Origin of the sequence: Nitratiruptor sp. YY09-18 (assembly GCF_016593235.1) — a bacterium.
In the GTDB taxonomy this organism is placed as follows: domain Bacteria; phylum Campylobacterota; class Campylobacteria; order Campylobacterales; family Nitratiruptoraceae; genus Nitratiruptor.
On the sequence record NZ_AP023065.1, the window covers coordinates 1,172,806 to 1,196,986 of the forward strand.

The following is a 24,181-nucleotide window of genomic DNA, read 5'->3' on the forward strand; positions in this document are numbered from 1 at the left end:
AAGCTCGCCCCTGATAAGGGCTCCTTAGCTCTTCTTCTCCACCTTCTCTTTCAAAGAACACCCGATCTCTCACAACTAGACAGAAATGAAGAGTCCCCTCAAGCCAATGAGTGTGAGTCTCATCGGCTTCCATCCAAAGAATTGAATCTTTGGATCATCACTCTAGAAAGGAGGTGATCCAACCGCAGGTTCTCCTACGGTTACCTTGTTACGACTTCACCCCAGTCGCTGAGCCCACCGTCGACGAGGGTCCTCCCTTACGGGTCGGTCCCCCGGCTTCGGGTGAGCTCAACTCCCATGGTGTGACGGGCGGTGAGTACAAGACCCGGGAACGTATTCACCGCGGCATGGCTGATCCGCGATTACTAGCGATTCCGACTTCATGCAGTCGAGTTGCAGACTGCAATCCGAACTGGGACGCGCTTTAGAGATTTGCTCCACCTCGCGGTATCGCCTCTCTCTGTACGCGCCATTGTAGCACGTGTGTCGCCCTGGGCATAAGGGCCATGATGACTTGACGTCATCCTCACCTTCCTCCCGGTTACCCGGGCAGTCTCCTTAGAGTGCCCACCCTAAGTGCTGGCAACTAAGGACGAGGGTTGCGCTCGTTGCGGGACTTAACCCAACATCTCACGACACGAGCTGACGACAGCCGTGCAGCACCTGTCACCGAGCTCCTCCAAAAGGAGGCACCCCTCCATCTCTGGAGGGTTCTCGGGATGTCAAGCCCAGGTAAGGTTCTTCGCGTATCTTCGAATTAAACCACATGCTCCACCGCTTGTGCGGGTCCCCGTCTATTCCTTTGAGTTTTAGCCTTGCGGCCGTACTCCCCAGGCGGGATGCTTAATGCGTTAGCTGCATCACTGCAGTGACTAGCACCACAACGACTAGCATCCATCGTTTAGGGCGTGGACTACCAGGGTATCTAATCCTGTTTGCTCCCCACGCTTTCGCGCCTCAGCGTCAGTACCGTTCCAGCAGATCGCCTTCGCAATGGGTATTCCTGGTGATCTCTACGGATTTTACCCCTACACCACCAATTCCATCTGCCTCTCCCGGACTCTAGCCTAGCAGTTTTGGACGCAGTTCCACGGTTGAGCCGTGGGCTTTCACATCCAACTTACTAAGCCGCCTACGCGCCCTTTACGCCCAGTGATTCCGAGTAACGCTTGCACCCTCCGTATTACCGCGGCTGCTGGCACGGAGTTAGCCGGTGCTTATTCGCAGGGTACCGTCATTATCTTCCCCTGCAAAAGGAGTTTACACCCCGAAGGGCGTCATCCTCCACGCGGCGTTGCTGCGTCAGGGTTGCCCCCATTGCGCAATATTCCCCACTGCTGCCTCCCGTAGGAGTCTGGACCGTGTCTCAGTTCCAGTGTGGCTGATCATCCTCTCAGACCAGCTACCCGTCATCGCCTTGGTAGGCCGTTACCCCACCAACTAGCTGATAGGCCGCAGCCCCATCCCATAGCGCTACATAACGCTTTCCACAACCTGACTTGTGCCAGGAAGGAGTATAGGGTATTAGCAGCCCTTTCGGGCTGTTATCCCCCGCTATGGGGCAGGTTAGCTACGTGTTACTCACCCGTGCGCCGCTTAGCTGACACTCAATTCACCCCGAAGGGATCATTGAGCCGTTCTCGCTCGACTTGCATGTGTTAGGCACGCCGCCAGCGTTCACTCTGAGCCAGGATCAAACTCTCCATAAAAATACTTTTATGAAGTTTTAAAATCCTATTTAAAACTCAAAGGACTCTTCATTCTGTCTAGTTGTCAAAGATCAAATTCCCTAAAGAACTCTCTCGCCCATCTTCCACTCAAGATGAGCCATTTGAACTCTTTTTTCGAGGACTGAAATTATGCCAAATTCATCACTCTTTGTCAAGAGCTCCTCTTGCCCTCTTCTTTTTTTAAAGGCGAGAATTCTATCTCATTTCTCTTTACTTGTCAAGAGGTCTTTTAGTAGATCTCTTTTTAACTCTCATTCCCTAAAAAGATCGCAAAGCCCAAACAGCCTCTCTCCCAAATGAGGATCGTGATTATGCCAAAGTTTGGATGCGTTGTCAAGGGTAGAAAAATCATCCGTTAAAAGAGGAGATATATGTAAATCCAGTCTCTTTTGCAATGGTTACTGTGAAGTTTCCATCATTCGATTGAAATGTAATATTGCAATCACTTTTTAGAATGTCATATTTATTAGAACCAAATGTAGATTTGTAAGGTCTACCTATTTCATCAAAAGCGATATGGCGATTGTTGCTCCAGCAATCACCTGTTGCTGTAATATTATAGATCCCATACTCCTTAGTAAGCAATAGTGCCGGCACTTCTGCTTGAGAACAATCGGATCTACTATAAAGATGTTTTTTCGTAAGAGGATCGAGCGGTGTTTCTGATTTATCAATATTATTTTGATAATTTCTGTTTGATCCTATTAGATAGCACCACTCCCCTGCACTATTATTATGGAAGCGAATAAGCCAGCGTGATTTATACCAATAGTTTACTCTTGGATCAAATCTATCATCAATCATAGCAAGGTGTTGCGTATAGCGTATATGATCGACTATTTGATTAGCAGCAGTAAGGAGCTTGTTTGTTTGGAGTCGTGGTAAAATAACAGCAGCTAAGATTCCTATAACTACTATAACAATGGTAACTTCTAAAAGCGTAAAAGATTTTTTCATTTTATTTCCTATGGCTCTCGGCAAAAGCCGATAAAGCCATAAGATTATTTAATCTCTTCAGCTTTTTGTACGTCATATAAGATATCATCAAATGGATGACGATACATCGGCATGCCAAGACGTTTTTCATCAAGAATATGGCCAATAAATCCAATTGTTCGGCCAAGGATAAAGAATGAGTTGAGTGTACCACTCTCAATAAATTCATCAATCTCTTCTTCAGTGTATCCCAATGCTCTCCACATATCTACCATCAAAATACCGATAGTTCCGTCAACATTGAGAATGAGGTTCTCTTTTTTGCTCGTTGTTAGTTTTTCAACTTCTAGAGCATAATCGAGCAATGACGTACTAGGGAAATGCTCTGCTGCAAATTTTTTGAGTCCCTCAACGCGCTTATCTGGATTACGCACAGATTTGATTCTGTGACCAATACCTGGAATTGGAATGCCCTGTTTTTTCATATAGTTAACAAATTCACTCGGGCTCATATTATTATCGTATGCATATTTGAAGTATTTAGCAGCACCATCAATAGCACCACCAAATCTTGGACCAATTGTCAAAAGACCTGTTACAAGACTCTCTACGACTGATTTTCCAGCTCTTGCAGTTACTTTAGCATTGTGTGCACCACTTACCGCTGGACCATGGTCAGCCACTGTTTTGATAACTGTCTCTATAAAATCAACCGCCCAGCGTGGATAGACCTTTTTGAACCAGAGAAGGCTTACAACATCACCGATAGTTTTACCAGTATCAGGTGTAGCTACACTACTAATTGGGTATCCTGCATATGTAGCCTCTTCGCCTCTATCATCACTGATTGTACAAACAAAGTTTTTCGGTCTTCTCACCTTTCCTTCACGAAGTGCTTTAGCATAATCTTCTGGCATAGGTGGAACTTCTGGCTCTTCAATATCTTTTATAATACCTTTTCCTTTGAGCTCTTCATATACACCTTTGATTACATGTGGAAGGTCATTAAAGCTATCTGGTACGTGGATACCGGCTTCTCTCATTGCCTGATTTTTAGCAACTGCTGTCTCTTCATCTGCATTTGCACTCGCACCTGCGTGACCAAACTGAACGCCGCTACTGAAGTGTTGCGCAATAGTTCCGATACACCATCCAATCACAGGTTTAGTAATTTGACCACTCTTTACTGCTTCAATAACTTTATACTCTTCACGTCCACCAACTTCACCAAGCAGTAGCATATATTTTACATTTGGATCTTTTTCCATGCGTAGGAGGTGATCGATGAATACTGACCCAACAAATCTATCACCACCAATAGCTACACCATCGGCAATACCGTCAGCATTAAGTGCAATGATATTCGAAAGCTCATTGAAAAGTCCACCACTTCTTGTCACCAAGCCACAACTTCCTGGTCTATGGAGTTTACTTTTTACAATATTCTCAATTGTTCCACCGATATTTGCAACTTTGAATGCTCCTGGAGTGATTGCTCCAACAGTTGCTGGACCAATAACCAATACGCCCTTTTCACGAGCCGTTTTATTCATAATTCGTGCAAGGCGCTCAGGAATCCCCTCTGCAGTTATCATAATCGTTTTGAACTGTGGGAAGCGCAAAGCATCCATAGTCACATCATAAGCTGTTCTAAATGATGCGAAGTTCAAGAGAACATCTGCATTTGGATGTGCTACAGCTGCCTCTTCAGTGCTTCTGTAGATTGGAATCATTACTTCATCGGTACCAAAAAAGAACTTGTCAAATTTGTTTGAGCTAGTTGGTGCAACGATTGCTGCTACAGAAGGCTTCTCTCTTTTGATGATATAATCATAATCAAGCATTCTTTGAATAGCACTGCGGTTGTTGTTCCAAAATATTGCCTGTGTATCTCTAGTAAATAGTCCCATTCAATTTCTCCTTATGCTTTTGCTTTATCTTCTTCAAGTGCCATACGAACAATATCAGTGATATGCGTTTCTGGTCCAAATACTTTGATTGGAAGTCCGAGTCTCTCAGCCGCTTCTTTAATATCTTTGAGGCCTTTTTCGTAGTTTGGTCCACCACGTCTCACATAAATTCTTACACCAACATCTTTCATTTTATCTGCATACTTTTCAAAAGCTTGGATAATACCTGTAAATGTCTTTGCAACATCAGTAAAGTTTGCAATTGCACCACCAATGATAAGTATTTTATCTCTTCCTTGAGGATCTTTCTGGCGAGTCATGAGATCAAGGACTGTCTCAGTGTAAAATCTTGTCTCATCTGTAGTTGGTCCACCAGAATATTCACCATAATTTGCCAACTCTGCAACTCCACCCGCAAGATCAGCGATTGTATCAGCATAGACAACTGAAGCGCCACCACCTGCTACCAGTGTCCAGATGCGGCCTTCTGGATTGAGAACTGTAAGTTTGAGTGATGCACCACTCTTTGCATCTGCTTCAGCGATAGCTTTCTCTTCAGGACTCTTTTCTGGCATTCCAAAAGGTGTAGGGAATTCAATATCTCCCCATTTTTCTCTCATCAAAAATCCTGCAGTATCATCAAGTCTTGCAACAAGGTCAAGGAGATATACATTGTCACCAACAATTACTACCGGGTTGATTTCTAGGTAAGCAAAATTGAGATCTCTAAAAAATTTATAAAAATTGACTGCAAAATTTGCATATGTCTCTTTTTTGTCTTCAGGAATATCTGATGGGATATTCTCTTTAATAATCTTTTCAATCTCTTCATCACTTGCATCGATAGGGATTTTAACTTCAACTACCTTATCCCAATTCTCTTCAACTTCCATACCACCATGTGCACTCATGTACAGAACATCATAGTTCTCATCAAGGGTAGTAGCAGCGATATAGTACTCTTCATCTTCAGTATGTGGCGTAAAAGGCTCTACAATAAAATGAGTCAAGTAACCTTTTTGACCGCTAAGAAGTGTAGTCTCTTGGCTTCTCTTTTCATCGATCCATTTTGCAGCATCTTCTAAAGTAACATCGCCTGGTTTGTTTACTTTAAAAAGAACAAGGTTGTTCTTCCCTCTTTTACCAAAAAGCATATCAGGTTTTGCAACCAATGGTTTGTCTTTGAGCCACTCATTTCCAGGCTCCTCAGCCTTTTTCTTGAGTTCTTCTCCGCTAGTTACCAACACAGATTCAAAAGGGTACTTGAGAGGAGCAAAGTATTTATCCCAGTTTTGGGCAAATAGTTTTTTGCCGTCATATTCACGTATCGCTCTTTGAGCCATTGAATCTCCTTCTAATAATTTGTGCTATTCTATCATGGAATGTGCTGAAGATATAAGGAAAGGTAAGGTGATTTTTCTATTTTAATTTTTAATGTTTAATTTTGTTACATCTTATGATTTTAGCTACTATTTTTATTACTTTTAGTAACATATACTTCTCCAAGATTTATGTCATGAAAATAAATAGTTAATCTATTGCCTCTTTGTTTGTTAAGGAGATTTTCTTTGCAGTATTTAATCCCATAAAAGCGTAACTCCCTTTGTAAGCTTGCTTTTTTGGTATCGATGCATTTTATGCCTTCACTTTTTAAGCTTTTTGCAAGGGCTCTGGCAAAGTAATTTTCATACAAAAAGTGTTTACGGACAGGCAAATAAGCAAAGAGATATTCATTAAAGATCAAAGCTATATCGTTGATGAGAAGTGCACCAACTACAATAACAATAGCTATGAGGAGATTTCTTCTATATTTTGGAAGTCTCACGCGCAGTGTCTGCAAAAAGAGTCTTACCATCAAAATTGTGCCTAAAACTGCATAAGGCGCAAAATCCTCCAAAGAGACCTTTTGGCGAAAAGAGAGAAAAAGTGCTATCAAAAAAGATGTACCGCTAATAAACCAGACGATATCTTTTTGCTCCTTGATTAATATCCGATAAATCACATAGAAAAAATATAAAAAAAGAAGTGGCGAAAAGATTGCACTAAAGAGCGCAAAGGTATCGAAAAAGTAGTTTTGCGGTTTACCTCTAAAATCAAATCCATAGAGCAAGTACGAAAGAGTGGCAAATGCAAAATAGGCATATGAGAAGTTTCTATTTTTTTTATATAAATAGTAAAACCCCACAGCAATAAATAGAATCAAAAAACTTTTATGCAAAAAGAGAAGAAAAAATGCAAAACCGAGAGCCCAGAACTCGTTTTTGAAAAAAAGAAGCAAATAGATAAGTATAAAAAAGAGAATAAAAGGCGCATAGGAGATGACTACTCCAGCAGTTAGTACTGCTGGAAGCAAAGAAAAAAGAACCGTAGCAAACAGCGCATCTTTTTCGTTTTGAAGATATTTTTTGCTAATTAAAAAAAAGAGATAGATATTTGCTAGCATCAAAATAGTTGATGGTAAACGGACAGCTATGAGATTGCTTCCAAATAGCTGATAAAAAAAGCGGTATATATAGTGGATCCAGTGGTGTGATTCAAAAAGTATCTTTGTCTCTTCGCTCCCAATTCCTAAGCGAGAAGCATTAAAAAAAAGTACAAGAGCGTAGAAAAAGAGATAGAGATAGATCATAATTGTAAAAAATTATCTAATATTTCATATCCGTATTCGCTCATTATCGATTCAGGGTGAAACTGGACTCCATAGATTGGCTTTCCCTCCACTTCAAGAGCCATAATCTCTTTGTCATCTTTACTTCGTGCAGTCGGCTTGATTGTTGCTGGGAGGTTTTGCGGATTGACCACAAGAGAATGGTAGCGAGTTGCACGAAATTCTGCAGGTAGCTTATCGAATATTTTTGTATCTTGTAAAACTTCTATCTGCGAAGTTTTACCATGCATCATATTTTTTGCTTGAATAATCTCTCCACCAAAAGCCTGGGCAATTGTTTGATGTCCAAGACATATGCCTAGAATTGGCTTTCTATCAGCAAATTTTCTCACTACATCCAGACTCACTCCAGCCTCATTTGGAGTCGCAGGGCCTGGAGAAATGATGATCTTTTCAGGGTTGAGTTTTTCAATTGCAGCAACACTCAGTTCATCATTGCGAATTACCTTGAGATTGGCTCCAAGTTCGAGGCAATACTGCACAATGTTATACGTAAAGCTATCATAGTTATCAATCATGAGTATCATGTAGATCCCTTGCCCAAAAAAAGTCTATCCATTCATCAGCATATTGTACAAAAAAATCTGGTCTATACCTTGCACTCGGTTTATAAAAGAGTGCAGCGCTTTTGTAGATGATGTCTGGAAACTTGCTCTTTAGTTCATCCATTACTTGCTGCAGTGTATCACCACTATCGACAATCTCATCAACGACTAACACCCTCTTGTGACAAGAGAGATCTGGAGTGTTTGCAAGAGTCACACATGCAAGCTTCTTTTGACCCTCATACCCTATTGCATTGATAGTATAGACTGCGCGAATATCAAAATATTCACCTAAAAAATGTCCAAGTGTCAATCCACCTCTACTTATTGCCACAATTGCATCAAAATCCTCATCGATTCTTTTTATAAGACTTTTTACATCTTGCAAAAACTCATCATAGCTGTAATAGCGCATTACCAAACTTTGATCTCATTATAGAGACTATCACGCTCTACTGGGATAAACCCACTATCTTTAATGAATGCAACAAACTCTTCAAGCGGTACACCATTACGGCTTGGCGCACCGGCAGCACTCTGAATTGCTTCTCGCTCTATTGTTCCATCTAAATCGTCTGCACCAAACTCTTGCGCAACGAGAGCGAGATTGAGAGTAGAAGTAGCCCAGTAGGCCTTGATGTGAGGAATGTTGTCAAGCAAAATTCTCGCAATTGCAATGGTTTTGAGATACTCTTGACCTGTGACAAAGTTTTGAACATTGAGATAATTATTCTCTTTTTGATAGATGAGCGGAATGAAGCAGTTAAACCCTCCTGTCTCATCTTGGAGATTACGAAGTCGAAGCATATGATCTATACGATGCTCTCTTTTCTCTACATGACCAAAAAGCATTGTAGCATTGCTTTTACGCCCTCTTTCGTGCCAGAGTCGGTGGATCCGCAGCCACTCCTGGCTTGAGACTTTTCCTTTGCATATATAGTCTCTCACCTCTTCATCAAAGATCTCCGCCCCACCCCCTGGCATACTATCCACACCATTTTCTATCATTTTATCGATTATCTCTTCAAATTTAAGACCATACTCTTTAGCTAGGAAATTCACCTCTGCAGCTGTGAGAGCTTTGATATGGATATGGGGAAACTGCTCTTTGATTTTGCGAAATATTCCCATATACCACACAATCCCTGCCTGGTCATTGTGAGCTGAGACGATATGCACCTCTTTGATACCGCGTTTGCTTGCATCTTCTACAATTGCTAGAATCTCATCATGGCTCATTGTATAAGGATTTGGATTTTTGCGATTTGCACTAAAAGCACAGAATTTGCAGATATCTTTGCAGATATTTGTAGGATTTATGTGGCGGTTGATATTGAAAAAGCTCTTATTCCCATAGAGCTCTTTACGTCTTTTGTCTGCATATTTTGCAAGAGTAAAGAGATCTAAATCATAGAGTCTCACTCCGTCTTCAAAATCAAGCCTCTTGCCAGATTCGAGTTTATCAAGTAGATCCATATTCCCCTCACCTTAATTTTGTATAATTATACAAAAAAAGGAGATGCTTGGATATCAAGCTCCAAATAGAAGAACTCCTCGATACAGGCGCAAGCGATCACGAAATATCAAAAAGAGTCAAATCTACTATACAAGATTATTTTCATCACCTCGAAGAAGTCTTTGATCAAACACAAGGCAAAGATTTTTTGGTCAAACATACTAAATATATTGATAGTCTCATACAGATCATTTTTCGTGTAGCTATTCGCAAACTCTTTGGTATCTATGCTCCACTTTCTAACACTATTCCGATTACATTGGTAGCTCTTGGAAGTTATGGACGTGAACAGCTTGCACCCTATTCAGACATAGACTTGATGATAGTCTATGAGGATGTCAAAGGATTTAATACTAAGGAAATTATAGAAAAGGTTCTCTATATTATCTGGGATACCGGCCTTAAGCTTGGCCATAGGGTCCATAAGATTGGTGAACTCCAAGAGGTAGCTAACAGCGACAATACGATCAAAACTGCCCTCATAGAGTCGCGCTATATAGTGGGAAGTAAATATTTGTGGTTTAAGATCGAAAGTGAACTTGGCAAGATCCGCCACACAAACCAAAAGGAGTTCATCTTCCAAAAGATGCAAGAGGCAGAAAATAGGCGCAAAAAATATCCACTCAATATGCAGCCATATATCAAAGAGGGAGTTGGAGGTCTTAGAGATAGTAATCTTTTATATTGGATAGCAAATGTGCTCTATGGCGTACGCTCACTTAAAGATTTGCAAGGAAAGCTTTTTAGTGAAGAGGAGTACAAAGAGTATAGAGTGGCTTTGGAATGGCTCTTTCGCTTACGCTCTGCTTTGCATTTGGTAGCGAAGAAAAAAGAGGATAGGCTTCTTTTTGAGTATATTCCTGAACTTGTGCAAAAACTTGATGTCAAGGGTGCGACTTCACAAAAGAAACAGCAAAATCTCATGACTAAAACATTTCAAGCGATGCATACTATAGACCAATTTTCTCAAATTTTTACGAAAAAAATGGTAGGAAAATTCCTCTTTAATCCTCAAAATTTTACACTTTTAAAAAATAGAAGAGTAGCTGATGGGGTGTATCTTTGTGATGAGAAGTTCTATGCTTCATTTCAGTGCCGCTCTCACCCTCTCAAAAAGCTCCTAGAAGTTGTGATAAACAACGCATTTAATGCATCTGATCCTAGCTTTGTCTACTATAGTTCAAAGAGCAAAAGTTCCAAAATTCTTTCGCAATCAAATGCGAAGCTTGTAAAAAAACTCTTTTATAAAGAGAAGCTCTATCCTGCTCTCAAACTTCTTCACCAAAGCAAACTCTTGCCTGTCGTCGTGCCGCCAATGAAAAAAGTCATGCATATGCCACAATTTGATGGCTACCATCAGTTTCCTGTGGATCTACACTCCATTGCCTGTGTTGAAGCGCTTGAAAATATCAAAGATCCTTTTTTGCAAGAGCTCTACCAGACTTTAAGCAGTGATGAGAAGGCTATGCTCAAACTCATCACACTCTTGCATGATAGCGGCAAGGGTAGGAGACAAAGACACCACGAAGTAGGAGCAAAACTGCTCAAATCCTATGCGCAAAAACTTGGATTTGCTCAAGAGTTAATAGAAACAGGAGCGATCCTTATCAAGCATCATACAGATATGACAGAGACCGCTTACAATAAAGATATCCATAGCGAAAAGGTGGTTCTCTCTTTTGTAGCGCCTCTGAAAACAAAAAAGCGCCTCGATATGCTCTATCTGCTCACATATGCAGATGTTAACGGTGTAGGAAAAAATGTTTATAGCTCGTACAACGCAAAACTCCTACGCGACCTCTATAATCTCAGCTTAGAGGCTTTAGCAAATGAAAAAATCCTTGATGAAGTGAGCAGAAGACTACGCAAAGAAAATACCCTCAAGCGACACAAAGATTTCCAAGCTCTTCCAAAACTTTTGCAGCGCAAAATTCTCTCCATCGAATCAAATCTCTTTTTTATCCGCCATACGAGTAGCGAAATTATCGACATTGCAAAAAGAGCATATGAGACACAAAAATACTCCTATCATATCTGGAATGATGAGTATCTCAAGATTGAGATAATTCGTCAAGTTCCAATAAACCTTGGATATCTTCTTGGGAAACTCTCCTATCTCGATGTTGCATCCATGGAGGTATTTAAGCTCTTTGATGAACGCAAATATTTTCGTATCGAATTTTTAGAAACAGATGAACAAAATATCGATTATATTCGTCAAGTAATTGAAAACTCCTTTGATATGAGCAAAAAAATAAAGCTATCAAAGCCGATAATAGACCAAAGTGGCATAAAAATCGAGTGTAACCACTCTAAAACTTACGCCATGATGAGCCTAGAAGCCCCCAACCAAAAGGGACTTTTGGCATATGTCTCAAAAATTTTTGATGAGTTTGGTATCGATATTGCTACTGCAAAAATCAATACCATTCGCAATAAAGCGAAAGATCTTTTTTTGATAGAGAAAAATGGAAAGTTTTGTTCTAAAAAAGAAGAGATTTTGGAAAAGTTAGTAGGAGTGAACTAGTGTGCGGAATTGTTGGGTATGTAGGAAGTAATGATATTAAAAACTTTTTACTTGAAGGTCTCAAAGAGCTTGAGTATAGAGGCTACGATAGTGCCGGGATGGCGATTTTGCAAGATGATAGTCTCAAAATCTGCAAAGCGGTAGGAAAACTAGAAAATCTGCAGAAGAAGTGCCAAGATATAAAAGTAGATGGTTTTGGTGTAGGAATAGCACACACAAGATGGGCAACTCATGGTAAACCCACTGAACTCAACGCCCACCCCCATTTTGGCGAATTTAGCTACGTAGTGCATAACGGAATTATAGAAAACTACAAAGAGCTCAAAGAGAGCCTCGATGCAAAGTTTGTAAGCCAAACAGATACTGAAGTGATCGTGCATCTTTTTGAAAAGAACATCGAAGAGCTCAAAGACCCTCTCAAAGCTTTTAAAGCTACAATCGATGCCCTCAAAGGTGCATACGCAATTTTACTCATTACAAAAGCTGCGCCAGACAAGATCTTTTTTGCCAAAGAGGGCTCACCCCTTATAGTAGGAAGAAATGGGGATGAGATCTACTTTGCTTCAAGCGATGCTCCACTCATTGGATATGCAAAAGAGGTGCACTACCTTGAAGATGGAGAGTGGGGAGTAGTACAAAGAGGCGAGGTGCAGCTCTTTTCGCACGATCAAAAAATCGAACCAGAATTTAAGCCTCTTACAATCAATAAAGAGCTAGCACAAAAAGGTGGCTATCGCTTCTTTATGGAAAAAGAGATATATGAGCAAAGTGATGTGATCACTGAGACGATGATGGGTCGCATCACTGAAAATGGTGTTGATTTTGAAGAGATTGACGAAGAGTATCTCAAAGGAATCACCTCTATAAAAATCTGCGCATGTGGAACCAGCTACCATGCAGGACTGAGTGGGGCTTATTTGATTGAAAAACTTGCAAGAGTTCCGGTCACATGTGAAATTGCAAGCGAGTTTCGCTATAAAGACCCCGTACTTCATAAAGATACCCTCTTTATCGTCATTAGCCAAAGTGGTGAGACAGCTGATACGCTTGAAGCTCTCAAGATGGCTAAGAATGCTGGGCTTAAAACTTTGGCAATATGCAATGTAGATAACTCTTCAATCGTACGCCTAGCAGATCGCACTATTCTAACTCGGGCTGGTATCGAAAAAGGTGTAGCAAGCACTAAAGCCTTCACGACACAAGTGATGGTGCTGTGGATGTTTGCTCTATACCTAGCACAAAGTGCAAAAACGCTCGATGAGTCACAACACAAAAAAGAACTAGAAGCGATCATGCATACTCCTCATGCACTCAAAGTAGATGAGAATATGCATGAACGACTCAAGAGACTTTCAAAGCGCTATCTCCATGGACATGGATTTTTCTTTATAGGCAGAGACATATTCTTCCCACTTGCCCTTGAGGGTGCGCTTAAGCTCAAAGAGATCAGCTATCTCCATGCTGAAGGATATCCAGCTGGAGAGATGAAGCATGGACCTATAGCCCTAGCCGATCCTGAGCTCTTTACCATAGCTCTCATGCCAAAAAATCTTCTCTACGACAAAATCAAAAGCAACGTAGAAGAGCTCAGTGCAAGAGATTCGACAATATGTGCTATTAGTTCTTTGGAGTTTGATCTGGCTGATGATTTTGTTCGCATCCATGAGTGGGACCACTTCATGCTTGAGTATTACGAGATGGCAGTTGTATTGCAGCTACTAGCAATGGAGATAGCTATTAGGCTTGGTAATGACGTAGATATGCCAAGGAACCTGGCAAAATCAGTAACGGTGGAGTAATATGAACGCGCAAGAGCTTTTGAATCAGTTTATCGTAGAGTTGAAAAAAGAGAATAGGCTTCTCATCGAAAGTGTTAAGGAAAAAGATGCTTCGAGCAGACTCATGGAAATAGTCCAGCGCAAAGAAGAGCTCTTGCGCCAAATACTCTCACTTGAAAAAGAGGAGGTAGAACCATACCAAGAGGAGCTACAGCTCATTGACGAACTTACAGAGCGCAATAAGAGTCTCGCAGTCAATAATATAGAATTTATCAATGACATCTTTGATGCCATTTATGCAGCCAACTCCCCCACAAAATATACAAAAGATGGTAATATAACTACATCCAAAGAGGGTTTTTTCAATAAGAAGGTGTAGTCATGTCTCTTTTTAACCTACTTAATATCAACAGCCAGTCTCTCAACAGCTTTCAAAAAGGCATAGATCTTGTCAATAAAAATATAAATAATGTTAATAACAAAGACTACTCCAAAGAGAGAGCTGTTTTTATCGAACTTGCAAACTATGGTGTCTCACTTGCTGAAGCGTACCGTATCTTTGATCAGCGCTACTTTGATCGCTACATACATGAAAACCAAAAGTATTCTTTTTACAATGAGGTTGCTTCATCTTTAGGCACTATTGAATCGATTTTTAATGATGTTCAAGGAAGTGGTTTTGCTGAAGAGTTTAACAAATACTACCTTGCAATCAATGATATTATCAACGAACCAGATAATATCCCTGCGCGCAATGCATTTATAGAGAGAGCAAAGGTTTTGATATCAAAATTTCAAAACAGCTACGAATCGCTCGAAAATGAAAAAGACAACCTCCATCTTGCTATGCAAAGTGAAGCTGATACCATCAACAACCTTACCCAAAATCTTGCACTCATTAATAAAAAAATAGCGGGTCAACCAAAAAATCTCATCCCAGAGCAAGAAAAGCTCAACTCACTGCTCAATGAGCGTGATAAACTCATCAAAGAACTCAGCAAACATATCGATGTAAAGGTGCGCTACAATCCAAATCAGACAGCTGATATCTTCAGCGCCAAAGGGCATGCTCTCGTTCTGCATGATAATAGCTATAAACTCAGCATCGATACTACCAACTCAAAAGACCTAGGATATGATCTCAAAACATTTTCAGCCAAAATCTCTATCAATGGACAAGAGTTGACTGGCGATTTCGCTAAGGGTAGACTCAGTGCAAAACTGCAAGTAGAAAAAAGAATTGATGATACTATTACCAAACTCAACAAGCTCTTACACACTTTCGCTACAGAAAATAACAACGTTAATAAAAATGGATATGATCTTGTTGGAAATCAAGGCAAGGATATCTTTGCTTCTTCAGATACTACACAGCAGATAAACCTTGCTAATATCATAGTAGCCATCCAAAACCCTGAAGAGATTGCAGCTGCAAAAGATGCAGGCGACCTCCCAAATGATAATAGTAATATAAAAGATCTCTATGCACTCAAAGACAAACCAATAACCGAACTTGACAATAAAACATTCTATAACTATTATATAAAGATGGTGAGTGATATTGCGAATGAGAAAAATCGCAATGAAGGTCTTGCGCAGGACACTGAGCAACTTGTCAATGCCTTGGATGATAAGTTACAAGAGATTGGTGGAGTCAATCTTGATGAGGAGCTAGTCAATCTTACGCAGTTGCAGCGATCATACCAAGCAGCAGCACGAGTAATCAGTGTAACTGACAAGCTATTAGAAACTGTTATGAATATAATTCGCTAAAATAAATCTGAAACTAACCGATAATAACAAAAACTCTAAAAGAAGGGTATTATGAGAGTAAGTAATAATCAGATTTATCATACATTCTTGAAGTATGATAAAACAAGACAAGCCAATATTGCCCGCTATACTAATCAGATAGCATCTGGCAAGCGCATTCTCAACCCATCTGATGATATCGTAGCTGTCGCAAAATCGCTCAAAGTCAAAGAGACTGCGAACGAAATTGATGGATATTTGCGCAATATCACTACAGTAGAAAATCATCAGATTGCAGCACAGACTTCTCTAACCAACATCTATGATGCAGCGCAGGATGCAAGAGCAGAAATAGTGCGTCTCCTCAATCATGGAGTCCTGGATCAAGAGGATGCAGAGATTGTCGATGATTATCTCCAAGGGCTCAAAAACTATATCATTGACCAAGCAAATACGAAAATTGGAGATACCTATCTCTTTTCTGGTACCAAGAGTGACATAAGGCCCTTTAATCTAGATGGAACATATAATGGTAATGAAACGACACAAACTGTTCCTGTGTCCAAAGGGTATGAAGTAGACAGCACATTCAATGGCAAAGAGGCTCTTGGTGTTGACACACAATCAGGCAAGATAAAAGTAGTGGAGATAATAGACCGTATTCATGACAAAATTCAAGCAGGTACGCTTACTGGTATCGATGACTCATGGCTTGAAGAGTTTGATCAAGGAATGGAAGAGATATCCAAGCATCACTCATTCATCGGTAGTCAACAAAAAAATGTTGAAGACTTCAAACTTCAACATGAAATGTATAAAACTGTGTATAATGATATGATCGCAAAATTTGAAGATGCAGATGTAGCTGAAGCAGTTGCCAAACTTGAACAATCAAAAGTGGCATACGAAGCATCTATGGCAGTCTTCTCACAAAATAAAGATCTCTCTTTACTTAAATACTTCGCAGCTTAAAATCTATACTTTTTGAGGCTCTCTTGTTGCTGGAGAGCCTCAGCTTTTTTCTTTTTCTCTTTTTCAATACAATCGATAATATAGTCAATTTGCTGTAGTATCTTTGGAAGTTTTTGTGTATCTAGAGAGGTAAAGTCAATACTATTTAATTGTTGGAGTTGTTTTTGTGCTTCATCGAGATTGTCATTTTGCAGAGCAATTTGCAAAAGATCGAGGATCTGCTCTATACTTTTGATTGTATCCCCTCCCAGCCTTCTTTGAGATTTGACAAAATCTCTATGAGGTCATCTATAAGTTGTGCATCATTCTTTGTGTGCACTTCAAAGAGACTTCTATCGATAAAATCATACAGTGCATGTAAATTTGTTGCAATTTCGCCACCATTTTTAAAATCAAGCGAACTATCAAGGGCTCTGATAATATCGCTTACTTTTGTAATGTTGCCGATTTTAGATTTGATATCACCATTTTTTATATCCTCTTTTGCTGCTTTCAAGCATACTATTGCTTTCTCGTAGAGCAAAATCACCTGTTGCAATGGTGAAGCAGTCTGCACACTGTTTTTCATATATGCATCAAGAGGGTTCATCTATATCCTTTACTGTTTAGTATCTTTTGGCAAAATTGCACTGAGTCTTGAGCGCACATCATTCATCTGTGCAAGAAGTGAATCAAGATTAATAAACTGTTTTTTTAGTATTTCGCTCTCTTTATCAATTCTTTTGATGATTTGCTCGATACTATCTTCATATTTTTGTATTTTTCTTTGATAGTTTTTCTCTTTTTGCTTGATTGTTCCTTGAGGATCAAAGAGGAAGTCAAGATATGGCTCAAGAGCTATTTTTACTTCATCTATTGTATTTTTCAATGCATCTTTATCGTTTTTTAGAAGGGATGCAAACTCATTGCTACGCAAAGATATGTGCCCATTGGTATGATCTACATCAATGAGTCCTTTTTCCATAAAGGGAGTGAGCTTATTAAAAATTGTTGCATGTATTGAATGCAAAGAATAATCACCACTCAACTCCCCATCTTTTCCACTCTTTTCTTTGATGTAATCCACCAATGAATTATATGCACTAAAGAGATCTTCAATAGCTTGCTTTGGAGCCTCACTATCTTGCTCTATAGCTATTTGAACAGGATCACTGCTCTCTTTTTTGACAGTGATATCTATCCCATCAATAACATTAGAAAAGGTATTTGTTTGTGATGTAACCTGCTGACCATAAATATCGATCACAGCATTTTGGGCGGTTTGTACATGAGAAGCATTATAGCTGCTACCAAGTTGCAGTTGATCGAGAAGATCACCAGTATCACTAAAGTTTATCTGATTGCTCTCTCCAGTGTTAGTTGAAGAGATAATAAGCTTATAACTGCTTCCATTGTAAAAAACAGAAGCATTAGCTTCGTTTGTAGCTTGATTGATTTTGCTTGCAATACTATCAAGAGTATCAGTTGCGGTATAGTCAACAGCAATGTCTTGACCATTGATGCTGAGTGTCAAAGTACCATCTTGCGTAGCTACTGCATCTGTGCGATTGGTCTTGCCAGCTTGCGATAGCCAGATATCATTTGAAGCAAGTTGTGAAACAGTAAAGGAGAGCTTTGTAGGATTTACTTTGCTCTCATTTGTGATACTTACCCCTGCTACATCTTCATTGCTCACATTTACTGTTTTTTGATCAACAATTGATCCATCTTTGATTGCATCAAACTTTTTCTTGAAATCTTCGAGCATATTTGCAAAAGTCTTGAAAGCAGATTCTGCCTTCTTGACTTTTTCCTCTTTTTGCTGGATTACATCGACTTGCTGGAATTTAAGTTGTTGATATTTTTGAAGAATTTGCTGGTAGTCAAACTGTCCACTTAGATTGCTAAGATAGATCTCTCCAGCCATCGCTAAGCCTTCTTCTCAAACAAGAGCCCAGTTATCTCATCGATATACTTAGCAATTTTGAGGACAGATTCTGGTGGTAGCTGACGAATTACTTCTTTTGATTCATTATCTACTATCTTGACCACCTGTATTCCTGTGTCTTTATCTATCTCAACGCGGAGCGAAGAATTGAATAGCTGCATTTTTTGATTGAATTTTTCTATCGTTTTTTTAATTATATCATTTTGTGTTTGAGGATTAAGCTTTTGAAAGAATTCTTCATCACTAAGAGTTTTTTGCTCTTGTGGAGTAAACTCTTTTTGTGCACTGTTGGCTGTGTGCATATCAAGTGCAGCCTGCATAGAACTAATAGCTTTGACGTCCATCATACTCTCCTCGATTCCTTAGCTAAACCCTCTAGCTTAGCTAAGAAATCGATAAGGGATATCCCTTATCGAAGAAGTTGCAAGACAAGTTGAGATTGCTGATTTGCTTGTGCAAGCATAGCGGTACCAGACTGCATAAGAATGTTGTTTTTCGTAAACTCTGCCATCTCTTTAGCAAAGTCTACATTTCTAATGCGTCCCTCTGCATCACTAGTATTAACGCGTGCAGTTTCGTTGTTTGAGATAATCTTTTCAAGCTCAATTTGTGCAGAACCAAAATTTGCAGCTTGATTATCTATTGCTTTGATGAGATTATCAACTGTTTCTATCGATGTATTTGCATTATCTGTGGTAGTTACATCTATTTTATATCCTGTTTTTCCTACTGTCACTGTTGAAGGGCTTGATCCATCAGCACCCGCTTTAGCTGTTGCGGTAGCAGAGGTAATAGTGAGATGTTGATCTTTTCTACCACCATAGTGAATTGTAAACGTATTTGGCGAACTACCAAAAATATTTGTACCATTAAACTCTGTATCAGAAAAGATTTTTCCAATTGCATCTACAAGCTTGTTAATATCTTGCTGCAATGCTTCCCTACTATCACTGTCAGTCGTATTTGCCGCTTGGATCGTTTTTGATTTTACATCATTGAGAATATTATAGACCTCAGTCAAGCTTCCTTGTGCAATCTGTGCAATACTCACTCCATCTTGCGCATTTCTTGTACCTTGATCAAGTGATACAGCGTAAGTTTTGAGCTGATCAGCAATGAAGAGTCCAGCTGCATCATCAGCAGCACGATTGATTCTATGACCTGTTGCAAGTCTTTCAAGATTTTTGTTAACCTGCGCTTCAGTCTTGAGCAAATTCGCATGTGTGAAGTCAGACTGGAAGTTGTAGTTGATTTTGAGTGCCATTTTCTGCCTCCTGATTTTTTTTACACTTCTAGTATCGGAGGCAAAAATTATTTTTTTAGTAAATGACGGATTTTTTCTGACTCTTTTTGATAACCTCCTTCATCTATTGCAACAAGTAGATTTTGTAATCCTGCGCTATTTTTGCACATTTGTACAACATCCATAAAATATCTTATAGCTTCTGAATAGTTTTGCTCATGTATTGCAACTACACCCAATATTTCTTTTGCCTTGCAAGAATGTGGATTGCTATGCAACAAATTCATTGCCATTTTTTTAGCTTTCTCCCACTCTTTTTTTTCTAGATAAATATGTAATTTTTTTATTAAAAATATTTCATTGTGAAATATCTTTATTAACTTATCCAGAAATTTTTCATACTTTTCATTTTTATATTTTTCATAAAGAGACAAAAGAAGCAATCCAAAAAAGAGTGTCTTCTCTTTTTTCCATTTTTGCCAAATTACAGGTATATCCTCATCTGTAAAAAGTTCAAAACAACGATTTTGTGACATTTGGTAAAAATCATTGATTTTATCAATTATAGCGGTGTTTTTCTGGATATGTAAAGTGCCAAGAACTTTAGCAGCTTTTAAAAAATATTTTTTGGCCAATTCTTTTTTCTTTGTTTTATACAACAGCTGAATATAGATAACAATTAAATCAGGTATTTTTTCAAAATAATCTTGAGAATTTTGAAGGAGTTCTAAAGCTTGTTGAAATTTACCACTTTGCATATAAATAAGCGTAATATAATAGAGTCCATAGATTTTCATAAACTCAAGTGAATCCTCCGTAACTTCATCTTTCATAACCAAAAACTTTGCAATAAATTTTTGAGCCTCTTTTGATAAAGAGGGATCAAAATGGGTCAATATTGCATAGGATTGCAAAATATAAAAAAGTCTATCAAATCGCTTATTTTTATCTTTTATTGTTACTATATCATGTAACAGTAGTTCCAAATTTCTCAATGCTTTTTGCTTTTGTACATTCTCATCTTGGTATCCAAAATGATTTACATAAACTGGTAATAAAAGCGACATTTTTGTATTAAGCTGTTCATGAATTTTTCCAGTCCAAAAAATCTCTGATACATTACGATGGATAAAAGCTTGGGTAGAGACAGCCTTCACTACACCATCAAATCCAAAATTTTTAATATGAACTCCTACAACTTTAATCTCTTCTTTATTCTTACTTCTCTCCCAATGGAGTAAAAATTTCTGAAACTTCTCAAACTCTTTGTCTTCGAGCTCGAAGTCCGCATCAAAGTGCCATATCCACTCGCCTTCACATTTACTTATCGCATAATTTCTTGCATCCGCAAAACCGTTCCACTCCTTTTCATACACCTTGCAACCATACTCTTTGGCTATCTCTATACTTCGATCCGTTGATCCGGTATCGACAACTATAATCTCATCAAATTTTCCTTGCAAGCTTTTTAAAAGCCTTGGAAGATTCTCCTCCTCGTTTTTCATAATTAGTGCGGCTGATATTTTCATGACCAGTACTTTTGTATAAATTCATTTTTATTCCCTTCATAGCTATTTGCTATGGTTTGTATTCTCCTCTCTATCGCCTTGGTATCGATACCAAATCTCTTGGCAATTTCTTGGCTTTCAGATTTCAAAGGATTTAAAAGATATGCAGCTCTTGCATAATTTTTTGCTTGCTGGAGATCTTCACTCTTTAGAGCCAACACATAATAAAAAAGCCAAAAATTCTCAAATCCTCTCAATGATACATCATCTATAGTTTCTCGCATAAGAAGTTTTTTGATTTTTTGATATCTTTTAAGCATTTTTTTTAGCTTTTCATTCTCTTTCACATATTCCATTGCGTATGTGGCGATAGCTATGTTGTCACACTGCAAAGCTTGAAAAAATTTCTCTCTTGCAATATCCTCAGATTGGGGAATATGCTCAAATCCATAGTAAAGTGCATTGAGTCCATCAAAATATATTAAAAGACTAGAAGATAGCTTTTGTTTCATCTTCTTTATATCATCAAGATGATAATAGATCTCCTCAAACCCATAGCGATCCAAATTTATCCTCATAGCCAAAGATTCATAACTTCTATCAGCCTTGTGGATCTCTGTTACTCCGGAATTGGTCGCCTCATCGACTCTATACCATACTACAATCTCTTCAAGGTGTTTGAACAGAGCACTCTTCGCTGTTCGTATCCAAAACTCAAAATCCTGGGCTCGATCAAATCTCTCGTCATATCCATCATATTTTTTATATAGCGTTTTTTTTACCATCGATCCTGGATTTGGGATGGCAGATCCTAGGCTCGAAAACAATCTTTGAAGCAACGTAGCTGAATTTTGATAATAATCGTGAGGCTTTAGCAAATGATTTTCTTCACCAAACATTTGAAGATTACCATAAATAATATCAGGCATGGGCTCTACATCATTCAACAAATCGACATATCTTTGCAATATATTTGGCATCAATCTATCATCATCATCAAGCCATAAAATATACTCCCCTCTGGCTTCTTCTATACATTTATTGCGTGTATAGGGTCTTCCTCTATTTTTCTCATTAGCAAAAAAGCGGATTTTTGGACTATGAAATTCCTCAACTATCTCTTGGGTATTTTCTTCCGATCCATCATCCACTACGACAATTTCATACTGTTCATAATTTTGATCCAACACACTTTGCAGTGCTTCACGCAAAAGCTTTTTTCTATTGTATGTCGCAATTGCTATCGTAATCAATGGCTCGTAACTGTTTTTTTTGAAGTAGAGCTTTGCCGTACCCTTTTGTGTCTCGTAATACTCACTTCGTAAATTGTAATCATCACGCAACCATTTTTGAACGATTTTTCGCTCTTCTTCTCTACTGGCGTCATCAAGTAAAATAAGTGTTTTATCACCCATAAACTTGCGCAGCAGTGGAAGAGCCGGATAGCGAGCCAAGGGCTGCGTATCCATTGGGGGACCATCTACTAGTAAAATATCTATAGAAGTATCAATGTGTAGTTGTGAGATATCGTACCACAGCCACTCATCCTCGTCTATCACATAGTATTTCAAAGGAGCGTAAAGAGGCACGACAATATCCAAAAGATTATGCAGTTTGAGTTCGTTTTTCGTTTTTTTTAAATAGTCATAGCTGTGATCGAGTGAGATAATCTTCGAATGGGGAGAATATTTTTTCAGCAGATATGCCATCAAAACGGTAGAGACCCCACTACCACATTCGACTATCAATAACTCTTCATTAGTTTGGATTTTTTTTAATATTTCACGGTATACAATTTTCATAAAATCAGCACTAGCCGCCCATCCACCCAATCGATTGAGTGGGTAGTGAAGATCGATAAATGCTAAGATCTGTTCAAAATCCTCTAGCTGATGCTCCATAATAAAACCTTTATTAATCAAAATCATTTAATTTTAGCTAAAATAAAAACAAAAAGGCTTAATATGACTTTTGATATATGTATAATTAATAAAAACAGTAACAACTCAGATAAAACAATTAAATCTCTTGAAGAAAATAGCGAGTATATCTCACAAATAATAGTTTCAGGTTCAAGTAACAATGAAAATATAAAATCTCTCCAAATAACTTCCAATAATGAAGCCGATCATCGCAATGCTTGTTTAGAAACTGCACAAAGTGAATATATCCTATGGCTAAGTCCCAATATAGAGCTTGAAGATGAGACATTAGAGGAATTTACTGATATTTTAGAAGATGTGGAAGATGTAGACTTTATATATCCCAATGAAGTCTTTATCGACAAAGTTGATGAGCATATAAAAAATTATGAAGATTGGTATGGCAAAGAAGAGCTTCTCCTTCAAAGCCTCTCACTAGAAAATCATCTTCCAAACTGGGCGGTACTCACTAAAAAAAGCACGCTAGAAAAACTTGGAGGATTTGACCCAAGATACAATGATTACTCTTTTTATGCACTCATTTATAAAAATCTCAAAAATCTTACTCTCAAACTCTCTGATCTAAGCTTCGTGAACCATTATATGCATGAATCTTTTATTGATACCTCATATCGCAGTAGACTCGTGCAAGATATTTTGGATCAATACTCTTTGCAAGAGATTTTCCCAAAACTCAATTGGGATAATGAGCCTCTTGCACTCACAACTGCCAATACACTCATAGGTGATACATTGGCAAAATATTACGACTATTTCAACGCTGCATCATTCTATCGCAATGCAATGCTAAGTTTCCACAATCAAGAGACACTCAAAAAACTCATAGATGCTTATATACAGATGGGGCTTTTTGATGAAGCAAGAAAACTTCTTGAGACGCAAGATGTTGTGCAAGAGCTGCAAGAAGAGCTTATAAACCGTATTGATCAGACTGAAAAACTTGTACAAAATATTGAAAAGGCAGTCCAAGAAGGAGAGGCTGCACAGATCTTGACGCTAGCAAATGATATAATATCTTATTATAAGGGTGCACCTATTTATAATGTACTAGGTGTTATCCATACTCTCAAAGGTGATCTAGAAAATGCCTATAATTATTTCTATAAAGCTGCAACGATTAATCCTCTTGACCAAGATATTTTGGCAAATCTTGCCGAAATAGCTAAAAAAATAGGTAAAGAGGAAGAAGTTATAGGACTTTATGAAAGACTCACAAAATAAGGATA

The 24,181-nt window shown here is 38.6% G+C and carries 20 protein-coding genes and 1 rRNA gene; 6 read left to right on the forward strand and 15 right to left on the reverse strand.

Annotated features, from left to right (window positions below):
- Nucleotides 1-166 precede the first annotated feature (166 nt).
- The 8 genes from JG734_RS06320 to mqnE all read right to left on the reverse strand — a co-directional run bounded on the left by JG734_RS06320 (nucleotide 167) and on the right by mqnE (nucleotide 9,265).
- Nucleotides 167-1,709, reverse strand: a 16S ribosomal RNA gene (locus JG734_RS06320).
- A 369-nt stretch (nucleotides 1,710-2,078) separates the two neighbouring features.
- Complete coding sequence (locus tag JG734_RS06325; protein WP_201332448.1) at nucleotides 2,079-2,687, reverse strand: prepilin-type N-terminal cleavage/methylation domain-containing protein; 609 nt, start codon at nucleotides 2,685-2,687, stop codon at nucleotides 2,079-2,081.
- 44 nt (nucleotides 2,688-2,731) lie between these two features.
- Nucleotides 2,732-4,576 (reverse strand): citrate/2-methylcitrate synthase, encoded by a 1,845-nt coding sequence (locus JG734_RS06330; RefSeq protein WP_201332449.1) that lies wholly within the window; start codon nucleotides 4,574-4,576, stop codon nucleotides 2,732-2,734.
- Nucleotides 4,577-4,587: 11 nt separating this feature from the next.
- Nucleotides 4,588-5,919, reverse strand: a complete 1,332-nt coding sequence (locus tag JG734_RS06335; RefSeq protein WP_201332450.1) for an ATP citrate lyase citrate-binding domain-containing protein — start codon at nucleotides 5,917-5,919, stop codon at nucleotides 4,588-4,590.
- 119 nt (nucleotides 5,920-6,038) lie between these two features.
- Complete coding sequence (locus JG734_RS06340; RefSeq protein WP_201332451.1) at nucleotides 6,039-7,205, reverse strand: glycosyltransferase family 39 protein; 1,167 nt, start codon at nucleotides 7,203-7,205, stop codon at nucleotides 6,039-6,041.
- Entirely contained in the window at nucleotides 7,202-7,771 is a 570-nt protein-coding gene (locus JG734_RS06345; protein WP_201332452.1) for an aminodeoxychorismate/anthranilate synthase component II, read from the reverse strand. The genes JG734_RS06340 and JG734_RS06345 overlap by 4 nt, the downstream gene beginning before the upstream one ends.
- A complete protein-coding gene (locus JG734_RS06350) occupies nucleotides 7,755-8,204 on the reverse strand; it encodes a phosphoribosyltransferase (protein WP_201332453.1) in 450 nt (149 codons plus the stop codon). The genes JG734_RS06345 and JG734_RS06350 overlap by 17 nt, the downstream gene beginning before the upstream one ends.
- On the reverse strand, nucleotides 8,204-9,265 hold the full coding sequence (gene mqnE, locus JG734_RS06355) for an aminofutalosine synthase MqnE (protein ID WP_201332454.1): 1,062 nt from the start codon (nucleotides 9,263-9,265) through the stop codon (nucleotides 8,204-8,206). The genes JG734_RS06350 and mqnE overlap by 1 nt, the downstream gene beginning before the upstream one ends.
- A gap of 47 nt (nucleotides 9,266-9,312) precedes the next feature.
- On the opposite strand from mqnE, the gene JG734_RS06360 reads away from it, so the two are divergent.
- From JG734_RS06360 to flgL, 5 genes are read left to right on the forward strand one after another with little or no spacing between them, the layout of a single operon-like run.
- Nucleotides 9,313-11,832 (forward strand): HD domain-containing protein, encoded by a 2,520-nt coding sequence (locus JG734_RS06360; protein WP_201332455.1) that lies wholly within the window; start codon nucleotides 9,313-9,315, stop codon nucleotides 11,830-11,832.
- The gene (gene glmS, locus JG734_RS06365; RefSeq protein WP_201332456.1) at nucleotides 11,832-13,631 is read left to right on the forward strand and encodes a glutamine--fructose-6-phosphate transaminase (isomerizing); all 1,800 of its coding nucleotides are present in this window, start codon (nucleotides 11,832-11,834) and stop codon (nucleotides 13,629-13,631) included. Before JG734_RS06360 ends, glmS begins: the two co-directional genes overlap by 1 nt.
- Before the next feature lies 1 nt (nucleotide 13,632).
- A complete protein-coding gene (locus JG734_RS06370) occupies nucleotides 13,633-13,989 on the forward strand; it encodes a hypothetical protein (RefSeq protein WP_201332457.1) in 357 nt (118 codons plus the stop codon).
- A gap of 2 nt (nucleotides 13,990-13,991) precedes the next feature.
- A complete protein-coding gene (gene flgK, locus JG734_RS06375) occupies nucleotides 13,992-15,383 on the forward strand; it encodes a flagellar hook-associated protein FlgK (protein WP_201332458.1) in 1,392 nt (463 codons plus the stop codon).
- A 51-nt stretch (nucleotides 15,384-15,434) separates the two neighbouring features.
- Nucleotides 15,435-16,334 carry a flagellar hook-associated protein FlgL gene (flgL, locus tag JG734_RS06380; protein WP_201332459.1) on the forward strand — a complete coding sequence of 300 codons (900 nt, stop codon included), beginning with the start codon at nucleotides 15,435-15,437 and terminating at the stop codon, nucleotides 16,332-16,334.
- Here flgL and JG734_RS06385 read toward each other — a convergent pair.
- The 7 genes from JG734_RS06385 to JG734_RS06415 all read right to left on the reverse strand — a co-directional run bounded on the left by JG734_RS06385 (nucleotide 16,331) and on the right by JG734_RS06415 (nucleotide 22,913).
- Nucleotides 16,331-16,540: a hypothetical protein gene (locus tag JG734_RS06385; protein WP_201332460.1), complete on the reverse strand. Its 210-nt coding sequence runs from the start codon at nucleotides 16,538-16,540 to the stop codon at nucleotides 16,331-16,333. The two genes, flgL and JG734_RS06385, sit on opposite strands and share 4 nt — an antisense overlap.
- Before the next feature lie 17 nt (nucleotides 16,541-16,557).
- Nucleotides 16,558-16,923, reverse strand: coding sequence for a flagellar export chaperone FliS (gene fliS, locus JG734_RS06390; protein ID WP_201332461.1), 366 nt, complete (start codon nucleotides 16,921-16,923; stop codon nucleotides 16,558-16,560).
- 9 nt (nucleotides 16,924-16,932) lie between these two features.
- Nucleotides 16,933-18,240: a flagellar filament capping protein FliD gene (gene fliD / locus JG734_RS06395; protein WP_201332462.1), complete on the reverse strand. Its 1,308-nt coding sequence runs from the start codon at nucleotides 18,238-18,240 to the stop codon at nucleotides 16,933-16,935.
- A 2-nt stretch (nucleotides 18,241-18,242) separates the two neighbouring features.
- A complete protein-coding gene (locus JG734_RS06400) occupies nucleotides 18,243-18,605 on the reverse strand; it encodes a flagellar protein FlaG (protein WP_201332463.1) in 363 nt (120 codons plus the stop codon).
- Nucleotides 18,606-18,670: 65 nt separating this feature from the next.
- Nucleotides 18,671-19,525 (reverse strand): flagellin, encoded by an 855-nt coding sequence (locus JG734_RS06405; protein ID WP_201332464.1) that lies wholly within the window; start codon nucleotides 19,523-19,525, stop codon nucleotides 18,671-18,673.
- Nucleotides 19,526-19,572: 47 nt separating this feature from the next.
- Complete coding sequence (locus JG734_RS06410) at nucleotides 19,573-21,033, reverse strand: glycosyltransferase family 2 protein (protein ID WP_201332465.1); 1,461 nt, start codon at nucleotides 21,031-21,033, stop codon at nucleotides 19,573-19,575.
- A complete protein-coding gene (locus JG734_RS06415) occupies nucleotides 21,030-22,913 on the reverse strand; it encodes a glycosyltransferase (protein WP_201332466.1) in 1,884 nt (627 codons plus the stop codon). Before JG734_RS06415 ends, JG734_RS06410 begins: the two co-directional genes overlap by 4 nt.
- A gap of 63 nt (nucleotides 22,914-22,976) precedes the next feature.
- Here JG734_RS06415 and JG734_RS06420 point away from each other — a divergent pair, with 63 nt between their 5' ends.
- Nucleotides 22,977-24,176 (forward strand): hypothetical protein, encoded by a 1,200-nt coding sequence (locus tag JG734_RS06420; RefSeq protein ID WP_201332467.1) that lies wholly within the window; start codon nucleotides 22,977-22,979, stop codon nucleotides 24,174-24,176.
- The last annotated feature ends 5 nt before the right edge of the window (nucleotides 24,177-24,181 follow it).

Excerpts from the sequence above, each read along its gene's own strand:
- flgL (WP_201332459.1), top strand. The coding sequence starts at position 15,435 with ATGAGAGTAAGTAATAATCAGATTTATCATACATTCTTGAAGTATGAT.
- mqnE (WP_201332454.1), bottom strand. The coding sequence starts at position 9,265 with ATGGATCTACTTGATAAACTCGAATCTGGCAAGAGGCTTGATTTTGAA.
- JG734_RS06335 (WP_201332450.1), bottom strand. The coding sequence starts at position 5,919 with ATGGCTCAAAGAGCGATACGTGAATATGACGGCAAAAAACTATTTGCC.
- flgK (WP_201332458.1), top strand. The coding sequence starts at position 13,992 with ATGTCTCTTTTTAACCTACTTAATATCAACAGCCAGTCTCTCAACAGC.
- JG734_RS06370 (WP_201332457.1), top strand. The coding sequence starts at position 13,633 with ATGAACGCGCAAGAGCTTTTGAATCAGTTTATCGTAGAGTTGAAAAAA.
- JG734_RS06410 (WP_201332465.1), bottom strand. The coding sequence starts at position 21,033 with ATGAAAATATCAGCCGCACTAATTATGAAAAACGAGGAGGAGAATCTT.
- JG734_RS06330 (WP_201332449.1), bottom strand. The coding sequence starts at position 4,576 with ATGGGACTATTTACTAGAGATACACAGGCAATATTTTGGAACAACAAC.
- fliS (WP_201332461.1), bottom strand. The coding sequence starts at position 16,923 with ATGAACCCTCTTGATGCATATATGAAAAACAGTGTGCAGACTGCTTCA.
- JG734_RS06415 (WP_201332466.1), bottom strand. The coding sequence starts at position 22,913 with ATGGAGCATCAGCTAGAGGATTTTGAACAGATCTTAGCATTTATCGAT.
- JG734_RS06400 (WP_201332463.1), bottom strand. The coding sequence starts at position 18,605 with ATGGACGTCAAAGCTATTAGTTCTATGCAGGCTGCACTTGATATGCAC.
- JG734_RS06350 (WP_201332453.1), bottom strand. The coding sequence starts at position 8,204 with ATGCGCTATTACAGCTATGATGAGTTTTTGCAAGATGTAAAAAGTCTT.
- JG734_RS06345 (WP_201332452.1), bottom strand. The coding sequence starts at position 7,771 with ATGATACTCATGATTGATAACTATGATAGCTTTACGTATAACATTGTG.
- JG734_RS06405 (WP_201332464.1), bottom strand. The coding sequence starts at position 19,525 with ATGGCACTCAAAATCAACTACAACTTCCAGTCTGACTTCACACATGCG.
- JG734_RS06325 (WP_201332448.1), bottom strand. The coding sequence starts at position 2,687 with ATGAAAAAATCTTTTACGCTTTTAGAAGTTACCATTGTTATAGTAGTT.
- fliD (WP_201332462.1), bottom strand. The coding sequence starts at position 18,240 with ATGGCTGGAGAGATCTATCTTAGCAATCTAAGTGGACAGTTTGACTAC.
- JG734_RS06420 (WP_201332467.1), top strand. The coding sequence starts at position 22,977 with ATGACTTTTGATATATGTATAATTAATAAAAACAGTAACAACTCAGAT.
- JG734_RS06340 (WP_201332451.1), bottom strand. The coding sequence starts at position 7,205 with ATGATCTATCTCTATCTCTTTTTCTACGCTCTTGTACTTTTTTTTAAT.